This is a genomic window from Paenibacillus sp. XP01 (assembly GCF_057364885.1).
This window is the reverse complement of the sequence record NZ_CP139481.1, coordinates 3,237,489-3,251,514: the sequence shown is the minus strand read 5'-3', so window position 1 is coordinate 3,251,514 and position 14,026 is coordinate 3,237,489. Positions and strand designations below refer to the sequence as shown.

7 protein-coding genes are annotated in these 14,026 nt (G+C 50.8%); 1 reads left to right on the top strand and 6 read right to left on the bottom strand.

The features are described from left to right. Nucleotides 1–72: 72 nt before the first annotated feature. The gene (gene helD / locus SNR34_RS14905) at nucleotides 73–2,490 is read right to left on the bottom strand and encodes an RNA polymerase recycling motor HelD (RefSeq protein ID WP_486182462.1); all 2,418 of its coding nucleotides are present in this window, start codon (nucleotides 2,488–2,490) and stop codon (nucleotides 73–75) included. A 481-nt stretch (nucleotides 2,491–2,971) separates the two neighbouring features. Here helD and SNR34_RS14900 point away from each other — a divergent pair, with 481 nt between their 5' ends. Further along, nucleotides 2,972–4,414: a 4-hydroxyphenylacetate 3-hydroxylase family protein gene (locus SNR34_RS14900; RefSeq protein WP_486182286.1), complete on the top strand. Its 1,443-nt coding sequence runs from the start codon at nucleotides 2,972–2,974 to the stop codon at nucleotides 4,412–4,414. Nucleotides 4,415–4,529: 115 nt separating this feature from the next. Here SNR34_RS14900 and SNR34_RS14895 read toward each other — a convergent pair whose 3' ends face one another. The 5 genes from SNR34_RS14895 to SNR34_RS14875 all read right to left on the bottom strand — a co-directional run bounded on the left by SNR34_RS14895 (nucleotide 4,530) and on the right by SNR34_RS14875 (nucleotide 14,026). Then, nucleotides 4,530–5,531, bottom strand: a complete 1,002-nt coding sequence (locus tag SNR34_RS14895) for an AraC family transcriptional regulator (RefSeq protein WP_486182285.1) — start codon at nucleotides 5,529–5,531, stop codon at nucleotides 4,530–4,532. A gap of 82 nt (nucleotides 5,532–5,613) precedes the next feature. After that, nucleotides 5,614–6,813 (bottom strand): MFS transporter, encoded by a 1,200-nt coding sequence (locus SNR34_RS14890; RefSeq protein ID WP_343260653.1) that lies wholly within the window; start codon nucleotides 6,811–6,813, stop codon nucleotides 5,614–5,616. Nucleotides 6,814–6,841: 28 nt separating this feature from the next. Continuing rightward, the gene (locus tag SNR34_RS14885; protein WP_486182461.1) at nucleotides 6,842–9,616 is read right to left on the bottom strand and encodes a family 78 glycoside hydrolase catalytic domain; all 2,775 of its coding nucleotides are present in this window, start codon (nucleotides 9,614–9,616) and stop codon (nucleotides 6,842–6,844) included. Between the two features lie 279 nt (nucleotides 9,617–9,895). After that, entirely contained in the window at nucleotides 9,896–12,229 is a 2,334-nt protein-coding gene (locus SNR34_RS14880) for a glycoside hydrolase family 95 protein (RefSeq protein WP_486182284.1), read from the bottom strand. A gap of 150 nt (nucleotides 12,230–12,379) precedes the next feature. Beyond that, nucleotides 12,380–14,026 (bottom strand): extracellular solute-binding protein, encoded by a 1,647-nt coding sequence (locus tag SNR34_RS14875; protein WP_236413942.1) that lies wholly within the window; start codon nucleotides 14,024–14,026, stop codon nucleotides 12,380–12,382.

Here is a 14,026-nt window from a genome sequence, read left to right as displayed (position 1 = left end):
TGGCTTAATATCGATGTATATAAGCTATCACCAATACCGTACGAGCGTCAATTGCCGCATATATTGAAATTTTCAATAAGAACGCAATTCGTACAAATTCGCGGGCAGTGCTTGCACAAACGGCGACCATTCACCGGTCGTATACAGATGAAGACGATGCATGGCCCGCGTACACGCGGTATAAAGAAGCTTTCGCTCGTTTTCCTGCGCGTATGTTTCGGGTGAAGCATCGTAGATCAGGACGGCATCGAACTCGACACCTTTGGCGAGATATACGGGAATCACCATGACTCCTTTATGAAATCCCAAGGTATCCTTTGTGATCAAGCGAAGCTTCTCACCTCCATGAACACGCAGCGATTCGTAAACCTCCCGGCTTTCGGATGCACTCTTCGTAATGACGGCGATCGAATCGAACCCTTCGGCCATAAGTCCATCGATGTCTGCCCAGATTTGCGAATAGCGCTGATCCGCACCTTCCGTTTGCACCAGGATCGGTTTATGGCCTCCGCGTTGAAATGGCATAATCCCCTCTCCGTCCGCAAGCATCAATCTTGTGAATTCGACGATTTCCCGGGTTGAACGATAACTGCGCACAAGACGAATAAGTCTGGTTTCGTTTTCCCCAAAAAGACGAAGCAGCGGCGAATCATCTGCGTCCAGACTTGTCGCCTGCAAGAAGATCGCTTGCCCGAAGTCGCCCAGCACCGTCATCCTGGCACGCGGGAAAAGCTTTTTTAAATATTCATATTGCAGGGGTGAATAATCCTGGCCCTCATCAACAAAGACATGCCGAATATCCGTGTTCGTTCGGACTCCTTCGATCATTTCCTTGACATACAGATACGGCGTCGCGTCTTCATGAAACAATTCGTTCCTCATCAGCTTTTCCTTGGTCTGTTTGCATATTTCCAACCAAAGCGGAGGCGTTGCAGCGCCATTCGTTCTCTCCCGATAAACGGACTCGTCAGCAAACAATTGGGCATATATGCGTTGAACATTCACAAATTTAAATTTCCTTACGCTTCTTCTCAGCGGTGCAAAGCGTTCTTTCACGACCTTGCGGCGCAGCAACTGTTCCTCTTTTACGGCATAGTCGAAATCGCCCTCATCGCCCCGGCGCTGCTTGGTTATTTTCTCACGAACGACGGCATAGTGCTCCGTTAGATCCAACAATTCCTTTTCTTTGTGCAATGAGCGGTAAGCTTCCGCATATTGGTCATTATCGAGGTAACTCAATTCCTCCTCTACCCAAGGCGCATCCCGTTCCGCACGCTCAAGCGATGCGAGCTCTTTCAGCAGCCATTCCTGCAAAAGAGCGATGCGGTTAACCACGGACAAGGAACGGTCATAACCGTAAAATGTCGTCTTCATTTGCTCTGACGTAATCAGCTCACGGTCCCGGAACCGGATGCTGTTGAACTGCATGCCTTCTTGCCCCAGCCACACTCCATAGTTTTGCAGGGCTTGCATGAAAACCTCGGAAGCTTTGTATTCGATGCCTTGAATGCGGGCCTCATATCCTGCCGAACCTCGCGCAGTCAGCACATATTCAATCTGATCAAAAACATCCTCCAGACGGAGTGCGGAACCCAGCCAATAGTCCAGATACTCTTGAAACGTCGTCTGCTGCATGTTCTCCTCGCCAAGCTCCGGAAGGACGGTGGAGATATAGCTGTTAAACATCGGATTCGGCGAGAAAAGAACGATTTGATCCGCCCTGATGGTCTGACGATGTTTATAGAGCAGGTACGCGACCCGCTGCAGTGCCGCAGAAGTTTTGCCGCTGCCGGCTGCACCTTGAACGATGAGCATCCGGTGATGGTCGTCGCGGATGATGGCATTTTGTTCTTTTTGGATCGTTGCCACGATGCTCTTCATTTGCGAGTCCGCGCCTTTGCCGAGCACCTGCTGCAATAACTCGTCCCCGATCGTCTCGGTAGCGTCAAACATGTTGCGAATTTTCCCGTTCTGTATCTGAAACTGCCGCTTGAGCTCCATCGTGCCTTCGATCTTTCCGACCGGCGTGACATAGGAGGCTGGCCCTGGAGAATAGTCGTAGTACAAACTCGCGATGGGCGTACGCCAGTCATAGATCAAAAAATTCAACCCGTCTTCGTCAAGGAAGGAAGAAACCCCGATATACACCTGTTCACTGGAGTTAAGCCCCTTCTCGTGAAAGTCGATCCGTCCAAAATACGGGGACGTTAACAAACGCTTCATATTGTTCCATTGCTGGACCAACCGCTTATGACTGCGTTCCCTTTCTGCCAGCACTGCGGATTGCTGTTTAATCGTATAGAAGGTTTCCTCGAAGTCTTCATCCGTAGCCGTATTGATCGTGACTTCTTCCCAGAAGCGTTTGCGGATGTCGCTGGCCTGATCTCCCAGCCCTGCAACCTCGGGCTCCAGTTCATCCATTCTCGCTTGCAGTTTAATTTTGACCTGTTCCAGCCGTTCCTGTTCTTGATGCCAAGCATTGTTCTTGATCACGTTTAGGACACGCTCCTCTTCCAAGTTGTTGGGCGAAAAAGAGCATTGACAATCCCAAATCCAGAGTGTATAATTAAATTAGGGATAAAATTAGTAACACAATTTATTTGTTTTGTCAATGACGCTATTGAGTATATCATGGCGTTTGTTTTAGTTCAATTCTTTTTTGATATTACTGAACATACCTTGTTATTGAAAAAGGAAAAGATGCTCCTCCTGTTGAGAGGAACATCTTTTTTTGTTGTCCTTGATGTTCTCTTGAAAGCGATACTTCGACCTTCGTTGAATCTGGTCCTACCCTGGCTGTGATCCATGGCCGAGCTTATTGGCTGCATCAGACGGTTAACGTTGACTTTTCGGACAAAGGAGCGTTATTCTTTCAGAAGATACAAATTGTATCGAATTCCAACTTCTTTTGTTCACTTAACTTGGCTTCTCGAGGATTCGCAGCTTATGCCAATAAGGAGGCTCATACATAATGAGTTTAACGATGTCTCGTGGACAAGCATATATTCACAGATTAAATGACGATCGGAATGTGTGGTTGGACGGTGAACGTGTCAGCATTCCCCATCACCCGGCTTTTCAGGGAACGCTGCAAACGATAGAACGATTGTTCAATCTGGCGGATGAACCCGAAACGAGGGATACGGTCGCTTTTTGGGACGAGCAGACGGCAGGATATGTTCACCGCGCTTTTCAACTCCCCCTCTCCCCTAACGATATCCAACGCAGAGCGGGTGCCTTTCGGCTATGGGCTGACCGGACCCATGGCGTCATGAGCCGATTATCGGACTACGCCCGCTCCCGTCTGACTGGCTGGTATGCGACTCGCCATGACATGGCAATATACGATCCTTATTATGCAGACAAATTAGCAGCCTACTATCAGGAAGCCAAACGAAAAGACGCGTTCTTGACCATTGTGCAGCGCAATCCGCAGATCAACCGAGCCTTGCCTGTCGGCCAAGATGAGGACGCCATGCTGCGCGTTGTTAAAACAAATGCCGAAGGCATATTCCTTCGTGGCGCCAAAATGGTGGCCACTGCGGCCCCTTATGCAGATGATATCGTCGTTTATCCGGTACAGCGAATTCCGGCAGATCGTCCGGAGCTGGCCCATATGGTCATCGTGCCTGTCTCAAGTCCGGGCTTGCACCTGGTATGCCGGGAATCTTTTGCTGCGAAGACCCCCGACCCAAGTCATCCGCTCAGTGCACATTATGATGAAATGGACGCGATCCTCTTTTTCGACGACGTACTGGTCCCTTGGGAGCGTGTGCTCATACATAACAATCCGGAAGCATTGTGGCAGATCCGCAGCAATGCCGCATCGTCCAGCTTGGCTTACCACCAGAGCATCATTCGTCTGCATGCAAAACTGGAATTCATAACGGCCGTAACCTCGGCGGTTGCCAACGAAATCGGCGTGGATTCCTTCCTGAACGTTCAGGAACAGCTTGGGGAGATGATCAGTCAGATGCAAACTATCGAGGGACTGATCATCGCTTCTGAAGCCCAGGCCAAATCGGACGCGCATGGCAACTGGCTTCCTTCATTCCAATTCATCGAAACCGCCCGCAATTTGGGAAGCCGGTATTATCCGCGTGCCGTGGAAATTTTGAAAACCATCGCTGCAGGCGGGCTGATCCAGATTCCCTCCGGAAACTTCGATCGTAATGAACCGTTGAGACCTTTGCTGGACAAATACCTTGGCGGAACGACGATGCAAGCTTTAGAAAAAATTCGCCTGTTCCAGCTTGCTTGGGATATAACGGGCAGTCCGCTTGGAGCGAGGCATGATCTTTATGAACGGTTCTATGCGGGAGATCCGACCCGCAACCGGGCAAATCAATATGTGCAATACGACAAGGAAACGTTAAAAAAGAAGCTTGAACCATGGCTGAATATCCATCTGTAACCGTGCTCTGGCCTGCCGCATTTTTTTCATAGAACAAAGCTCCTGTCCGTCACTCCGGGCAAGAGCTTTTCTTTATTGGAACTTAAAACAAACCAACGCTGCCAGATGTCTGCTTTCAGAACGCGGCCGACGGATTGTTGCGAATGGTTTGCGGGGTAGCCCCATAAACTTGTTTAAACTTTTTATAAAAAAAACTCATGCTCTCATAGCCGACCTGTTTGAAAATCGTCTCAAACGGCAATTGGGTGTTCACGACCAAGGAATAAGCTGCATTCAACCTGATGTTGGCAATCAGCTGTGTATACGTCAAACCGGTTACCTTTTTCAACTTGTTGCTCAAATAGGTACTGTTATAGCTAAAATGGTCGGACAATTGCTGCAGGCTCAAATTCCTGTAATGTTCCTCCATGTAATTCAAAATGGCCGTGATGTTGTTCTCCTGCTCGTTCAGGCGAATGTTGTGCTCGCTTTCCAATACGCGGACCAGTTCCCCAAACACGATCTGCATGTACGCCTTCACCAATTCCATCGAATCGTCCTGCTCGGAATAGTACTCTATCAACATTCTTCGCAAAATATATTGCAGGTTGTCGTGATCCTGGGATTTGAAAATAATGAAGTGATCATGGTGCTGATGCTGAAGCACCGAGTTGGCCAGAAATTCGCCAATCAAGCTTTTTTTCTTCGACAAGCGCTGCAGAAACAGCGAAGAGATCGTCTCCCTTTGCAGCAAAATGTTAATGAGGATATCGTTCTCCCCGAGCGGGGCGATGCTATGAGGCACATCCCTGTCCAGCACGCACATCTGGCCTTCGCCCAGCTGAATTTCTTTTCCGGCGATGATCTGATGGCACGTTCCCGAATACACATAGTTCAACTCGATGAATTCGTGCATGTGTTCCAGCATCGGAGCGAAGCGGTTATGCTTTTTAATATAAATATCGTGTTTGCCAAAGAAAAACGATGCGGGCATGCGATACATCTTCCGCTGCATGTCGAAATACCGTTCGTCTTCGGATTCTGCGGAAAGATCGTTGATGACCTCATTGTTCCGCTGCTGCAACCGTTCGATGTCCGTTTTGGTTCGCAGCAAGCGATCCAGCTCTTGAAGATCCATGAACGACACCCCCTCTTTGCTTAGATCATGGAGAAGCGGGCAGCGGACTGCCCGTGGATGGATTGCTTTCAAAGAGAATCCGTTACCCGCCCAGCACGGCTGCCTGATCTCGATTTGCCTTTCCTTTGACGGCAATTCCCAGACAGATCACCGCAGCAACCGTGAACACGACGGCAGATACGAGGAATGCGAATGATGCAGTGCCATTGCCAAACATCGTGCCGACTGCGTTGATGACATAAGGTGAAGCAAACGCTCCCAAATTGGAGCCTACCATCGCAATTGATATGGAAATCGTTTCGCTGCCTTTGGGCACGATTTTGGTCAGCGTCGTAAAGATATAAGGGATGAACAACGCAAAGCTGAATCCAATGATCAGCATAGCGATCGTCACCATGGTTACGCTCTGGGAAACCCACAACAGCACAAAACCTGCTGCCGTCAACAAGCTTGAAATAAACGGGGCGTAACTTCTGAACCATGTATATATTTTGCCAAACAAGAACCCGGCGACCATGGACGACAAGGAAAACAATGTGAATGCGGTCCCCAAAAATCCGGCATTCGACATGCTTTTCTCGCTAATCATAATGCCCGTTTTGGTGTACACGATCATGATAAACGTCATAAACAGGAACAATGCGGCACTCAGTCCAAGCACGGGCATCGATACTCCACGGCTTTTGGTGCCCGTTTCTGCTGGAGTCTGTGAAACAGGCTCGGCGCGCTTTGGTTCAGGTACGACAAGGAAAAACAGCAACGCAATAGGCAGCGCAATGGCATAACATAAGAAAGCATACTGCCAATCGATCAAGGCAAGCTGTCCGGCTACAAAGGTAGCGAGGCTGCTTCCCAGCCCTTGAACGGCGCTTTGGAATCCCACCAGTTGGGCCCGTTCGTCTCCCTCGAAAAAGTCGCTGATCAAACTGACGGCAAGCGAGTTGAATATGCCAAGCCCGGCGCCGAGTACCAGTCGTAACGCGAGAATCCAAGTGATATTTGTTGTGAACATCGGCAGGATTCCCCCGGCCAGCACCAGCAGGAGCCCAAGCATCACCGTATTTTTCTTGCCCAACCTTGAAGAAATCGGGCCGCTCAGCAGCACAAACAGCATCATGGAGAAGGAAGGGATCGTGACTACGCTTTCGATCAGGGAACTGGATACGTCCGATAACTGGTTCAGCATCATCGGAATGATGGCCGAAATGGCACTCGCTGACGTCAAGACCAAGGAAATGGACAGCAGGGCTGTTTTGAATAAAATGCGATTTTTCGTCTTCATGACAAGTCTCTCCTCTAGTTTACGCGATTTATCTTCTGGATGCATGCACGGGGGCAAGAGCCGGCTCGTATTTATACTGGAACCTGTATTGTCCTGAACCTGCTGTAAATGTCAATCCGTTCTCTCCATTGTTGCAGAACACCTCCGCGTTCCCCTCTATCCCCATTTTCCCGGCCAATTCCGGCGGAATGTTAACTGGCGGATTCGCAATCGAAGGATACTGCGCGGCAATGGTCCGCTGCAATACATCCGGTTCCTTTACGCCTGGCAGCGTAATTACGGCTGTTGTATTGTGCGGGATATTCACTTTAAGCAGCATTTCCCCTTCCACGATTTGCCATTGAACCTCAAGGGCTCCATATGGCGTTTCCAGTTTGCCGCGTGCCGACGTCAGATTAACCGGGGGTTTGGGGGCGATTCGCGATTTTTTGTAACCCGCCTCCATCAGATCGATTCCCGCAATGCTGCGATACATGAAATCGCCGATCGAACCATATGAATAGTGGTTAAACGAATTCATCGCCGTACTCCAGAACGATCCGTCCTCTCTGATGCTGTCCCAATGCTCCCACATGGTCGTTGCTCCCCGTTCAACTTGATAGAGCCATGAAGGGTAATCGTTTTGGAACAATAATGTATAGGCTACATCCGCATAGCCATTGTCGGATAAAACCAGGCAAAGATATGGTGTGCCGACAAAACCGGTATCCAGATGCATATTTTTCTGTTCAATGAGCCGAACGAGTTCCTGGATGACTTGCTTTTTATGCTCTTCTGGCACCAAATCAAAGTGCAGAGCGATGACCTGTGCAGTCTGTGTTTTGGAGGTGAGCTGGCCTGCCTCGTTGAAGTATCGGGCGGCAAATGCCGCTTTGATGCCTTCGTGCAAAGACTTGTAGGTTTTGTAGTCGGTATAACGATTGAGCAGTTTGGCCGTTTGCGCGACGATCTGCGTTGAATACGCAAAGTAGGCCGTGGCGACCAACGTTCCGTCCGTTGCCCCGAAATAACTTCCTTCCTCGCTGTCCAATGCCAGCCAGTCTCCGAGCTGCAGTCCGGTATCCCATAGACATTCTTCGTTTCCTTGTGCTCGTACGTAGTCGACCCAAGCCTTCATGCTCTCGTATTGCTGAGCCAAAATTTGCTTGTCGCCATAACACTGATAGATCGTCCACGGGCAAATGACGGCTGCATCTCCCCAAGCCGCTGTCGTTATCCCTGTGTTATCTGCAAACGCCCCTTTAAGTACGTCCGGAACGACAAAAGGAACCGCCCCGTCTTCCATCTGGTTGTAAGCCAAATCATTCAGCCATTTGCGAAAAAAAGAAGCCGCATTCATATTGAAACTGGCCGTTCTCGCAAAAATCTGCGCATCACCGGTCCATCCTAACCGTTCATCACGCTGCGGGCAATCGGTCGGCACATCCAGAAAGTTCCCCTTCTGTCCCCAAACGATGTTATGCTGCAGCTGATTGAGCTTGGGATCGGACGTTTCGAACGTACCGATCGACTCCATACCCGAATGCAGTACAACGCCGGTGAAATCTTCAATCGTGATCCCGTCCGGAAAACCTTCAAGCTTCACGTACTGAAAGCCCTGGAACGTAAAATGCGGCCGATACGTTTCCGTGCCATTTCCGCTGCAGATGTACGTAATCTGCTGTGCCGCATCCCGAATATTATCCCGATAAAAGTTTCCTTCCTGATCCAATACCTCGCCGTGAACCAGATTCAAGGTCGTGCCCCTTGGTGCTTTGACTTTGAATTCCAGCCATCCCACCATGTTTTGCCCCAAGTTCAGCACAAGCTCCCCTTTGGGCGTTCGAATGAGTTCAACCGGTCGGAGACGATTCATGATCCGCACGGGTTCGTTCTCCTGGGCAACCAGATGGCTCAAAGGAAACGGCATGACTTTCATCATTTTGCGTTCATTCACGGTTGGATTTCCGTCTTTCGGCAACGCAAGCCTTGCATCATAAATTTCGCCGTTATAGATGTCCGACATCAGAATGGCGGAGCCCGTTTCTTCCCAAGTGGCATCGGAGCAGATCAGCTCGGTGCGGCCGTCTTCATAGCTAATTTTCATTTGCAGCAGCAAGGCATTGGTATCCCCATACGTGTCCTTGCGCTTTTGCCATCCTAGATAACCGCTGTACCAGCCTTCACCCACCGTTGCTGTAATGGAATTATGCTGCTGGCCAATAAGATCGGTGACGTCATAGGTCTGTACCTGTATGCGATCGTTATAATCCGTCCATCCCGGGGTGAAGTAGGCCTCGCCTACTCTTTGCCCATTCAACTGTAATTCATACAATCCGAGACAGGTCGCATAAATAACGGCTTTGCTAACCTTGCCCTCTACCGAGAAAGTTTTGGTGGTCGCAAATGGTGCCCGCGCCTGAAAGCCTTCGTGGATGCTTCGCTTCTGGACAGTGATCCATTGCGCTTTCCAATCCTGTTCATGCAGCAGCCCCATTTCCCAAAATGCCGGCTCGCTCCACGCGGACTCTTGCGGCTCCGCATCCCCTGCCCCTTGGGCCCATACTTTGACCCGATAATAATATCGTTGGCCCGATTCCAACGGCGGCCCTTCGTATGGAACAAGAACGGATTGCTCCGAGTAAGCGAAATGGTTCCAGATCAGCGAATCGAATGCCGCATTCAAAGCGACCTGCAGTTGGACCCGTTTCTGCGTGACATGCATGCTGTCGGATTCGATGTGCCAGCTTAACCGCGGCTTCGGGCACCCCAGCCCAATCGGATTGTTGAAATGTTCGCATCGAAGCGTTTTCACTTTTAGCATCATATGATGACCTCCCCTTGATCCTCTTGCGTAACTACTATAATTAAAACGCTTCCAAGGAAGGAGCGTCAATGTTGGATCCTTTCATGTTGAGTGCTTGATTTACAGGTGTTGATGGTTGGGCAGGCAGTTTACTCAAGTTAATCTAAGCAAGAAACAACAGAAAAAGCCGCTCCAAGGCGGCTTATGAACGGCTTAAAGAACGGTTGTATTCCTTCTGATCGTTAACATCATTCCAACCATGAATCAAAACGCATGACGGGTTGCAGGCTCATATCGTTATTCGACCCGTTCCAGTCTATCGTTGAAATGAGTTCTTCCACCCGCTTCAGCCTGAAACGTCGTTTTAAACCCTTGCGTACACACGGTAAACGTTCCTGTCGATAATGTGCGAATGGTTGCCGACGCTAGCTTGCCGCTCTCCCAAGTCATATCCACCTCGGCATTGCCTTTGACCCGAAGACCGGATACGGTTCCCGTGCTCCATGCTTGCGGCAGCGCAGGCAACAAACGGATCTCTCCTTGATCGCCCTGCAGCAGCATTTCCGCAATGGCAGCGGTACCTCCCATATTCCCGTCAATGACAAATATGTTGCTCTCCGCCCCCGCGATCCCCGACTTCGAATAGGTTAGCAGGTTATCAAAGCAAAGTCCGCTTATTAAATGGCGGATATGTCTGTATGCCGTCTCACCGTCATGCAGCCTGGCAAAGCACAGACCGAACAAGGCGGCCGTAAATTCGACATCCTCCAATTCTTCCTGGGACATCCGGTTCTCCAGCGTCACACGCGCTGCCTTGCTCAGCTCCGGTGTCCGCTCAGGCGTGATTCGGTTCCGCGGATACAAGGCAACCATGTGCGACAAATGCCGATGCTCCGGCTGTGCTTCTTCATAATCCTCCAACCACTCCTGAAGCTGACCTTTCCGGCCGATTTGCAGCGGCGGCAAGATGGCAGTGGCTTCCTCCAGCCTGGTTCTAAGCCCTTCATCCCGATTCAGCAGCTTCGCCGCTGTCAGGCAAAACTCGAATAACTCGCGCACCAGCATTTGATCCATCGTTGGACCCATGGACAACTGGTGAACGGTACATCCGGCATTATCGGCATAGAAATGATTTTCCGGGGAGTTCGACGGGCCTGTCACCAGCCAGCCATATTTCGGATGGACTGTCATATAATCCAGAAAAAAAACGGCCGCTTCCTTTAGCACCGGATAGGCCGTGCTTTCCAGAAATTCGCGATCCTGATGGTACTCATAGTGCTCGATCAAGTGGGATGCGAGCCACAATCCCCCCGTAACATTCAGCCCCCATGACGTTTCCCAGCCGGGAAGCGTGAAGCCCCACACATTGGAGAAAACATGGGCCACCCAGCCGTCGCTGCCGTATAATTGTCGAGCCGTCGATCGGCCTGCCTCCGCCAAGTCTTCGATATAATTGAACAAAGGAAGGAGGCTTTCCCCCAGATTCGCGATCTCCGTCGGGTAATAATTCATCTGGGTATTGATATCCAGATGATAATCGCAGCTCCAACCCATGCGGCATGCCTCGCCGTCATTCCAAGCCCCTTGGAGATGCATCGGCAGCGGGGAATCACTGCGTGAGCCCGCAATGGTCAAATAACGGCCGTATTGCAGGAACAATGCAAACAGCTGCGGGTCGTCATCCCCGTCCTGCGCCAGTGACCGGATGCGTTGGTCGGTAGGCAGGTCGGCATGCACCGGGCCGTTCAGCTGAATGCGCACCTTGCCGAATGGCTCGGCGTAATCGTCGATATGGTCCTGTCGCAAACGCGCATATCCTTTCCTCAGCGCCTGATCCAGCGTGAAACGGCTCTCCTTTTTCCAATCGGAACCTATACGGCGGTAGTCTGTGCTGACCGTAAAATAGATGATTGCCTCATCTGCACCCATCACCGTCATTCGCCCATTTTGCTCACTCACCGTGCCGCCTGAAACAACTACCTTTACGCAGCCTTCGGCCCCTACCCCGCAAGTCCCGTCGCTATGCACGGTTTCTGTTGCCTGTCCGTTGAAACCCAGCGTACTGTCATCAATGGCGATCGCCTGAAACGACTCCGTACTTCCTTCCAGCCAAAGGGTAAACGATACGTTTCCCGAGACGTTGCTCCACACTCTTGAGGCGACAAGGTCATCCGCATGTGTGGCAAAAACCTCGCGAGACAACGTAGTGCCCTTGCTCACCCACTCTGCCTTTGCTATCGCTTCGCCTAGATCGAGTTCCCGCCTGAAGCTTGCATATTCATAGCTGTCCACGTCGGTATCGCTGAATTCGATCACCACTTCGCACAATCCAAGATTTGTGCCGTAATTCCGCTTTGGCGGCTGCAGATGCTGCTTGGCCAAACGATCGCCTTCATCGATATTGCCGGAGAAAAAATGATGCCTCATCTCATCCAGCGCTGCTCTGCCTCCCGTTGAAGCAAACGCGGAGTCCGCGTCCGCTTGGCCGGACCAGTACGTAAGCTCGCTCATGCTCCACACCTCGCGATGCACATCGGCCATAACCACCGCACCGATTCTTCCATTGCCCAACGGCAGACCTTGAGCCCACGTAACCGCAGGGGTAGAGTACCATAATTTGAAATCGTCCATTTCGTCCTCCCATCAGAGAAATCGCTTCGTAAGCCCCTCGTCCAGTGCTATGAATGTGCCGAACCGAACAAACGGCCTCCTGTTCATAGACAAAGCACACTCAGGTGCCCTTTTTGCGGCAGCACCCGAGTGTACCGGCTTTATCCCAAATTACTTGGAGGCCTCATACGCCTTTTGCAAAATCTCGAGATAACGGTCCAGCTTCAGATCCTGCAATCCTTTGACGTATGCGTCCCAGTCTTTGTCCAGATCCTTGTTGCCCGTAATGAACTGGAGCGTATTTTGTTCGATGTAATTTTTGATGTTGGTTTGCAGCAAGCTGGCCTCATCGATCTCAGCCGGATCGATCCAGACCGACCAGATCGGGAACAGCTCTTTCGGTTCATGTCCTTCATACAGCAGCGTTGCATCGTAAAGTCTGCGTTCGTAACCGTCGGATGCGTAAATATCGGTTCCTTGCACAAACGTGTCGCGATATTCTTTCGGCATGTAGAAGTGAGCCATGCCGCTCCAGCCTGCATTCCGCGGTGCCTCTCCCTCGGCCATCGGGATCAGTTTGACGACCGCCTTGGAATCCTTGCCCAGTGCGACGTCTCCCTCTCCGGGATCGGTCCAGTCGATCCCTTTCAAGCCGCTAGCCCCGTTCGTCTGGCCTTCGGGAGTGAACATATAGTCCACCATTTTAATCAAGGCGATCTGCGCTTCTTCGCTGGCTTTGTTCGTGATGACGAATTTGGCTCCAGGCTGCACGCCTCCTCCGTCATGCGTCGCATAGGACACGCCATGAGGACCTGTAATCGGTGGCACAGCATTGTAATGAGCCGATCGTGTGTTGCCCGGATCGATGTTCACGAAGATCGCCGGATGCATGCCCGCGCCTGCGCCCAAAATTTCGGCATCCGCGTTTTCCCCGATTTTTTTGAACGCTTCGGCATTCTGCGTAAAGGCACCCGGATCGATCAATCCTTCATCGAACAAAGACTTGATGTACGTCAATCCTTCTTTCCACTCGGGCGTGATCGCCGCGGATTGCACCTTGCCTCCGGACATTTGCAGGTAATTCCGGTCATCGTCGTATACAAAGGCGTTCATGAGAAACGGAACGACGCGTACGCCGAATTCCTCGATCGAACCGCTGAGCGGCACTTCATCCGCTTTGCCGTTGCCGTTCGGGTCCTGCGTTTTGAATGCTTTCAATACGTTTTTGAATTCTTCCGTCGTCTTGGGCATCTCCAGGTTCAGCTTCTTCAACCACTCGGTATTGATCCACATCTTGCTTGAATACGAGCAGTGGAAACACTCGGTATAGGCAACCAGACCATAAATATTGCCATCCGGCGCGGTGTTCAACGTTCTCAGGTTCTCGTTGCTTTCCATTGCGGCTTTGATATTGGGTGCATACTTGTCGATCAGATCGTTCAGAGGCACCAAAACCCCTTGTTTGCCGTATTTCAGAAGGTCTGCTTGTGAAAATTGGTCGATGTAATGCGTCAGCAGATAAGCATCGGGGTAGTCGCCGCTCGCCAGCGAGATTTGCCGTTTTTCCTTGGCTCCGTCAGACGGATTGATCTGCCAGTTGAATTTGATGTTGAATTTGTCTTCCACGAATTTCGTGAATTGGTTGGTCGGAATGTCGATTCCGGATTCCTGCACGGAAAATACGCTAATATTCACCGGACCATTCCCCGTTGACGATCCCCCGGACTCCGGTGCGGAAGCATTATCGCTTGAACATCCACTCAGCGCAAGCGTGAACAGCATCAACAGCATAAGCATCATGATGAGGCCTTTTTTCAA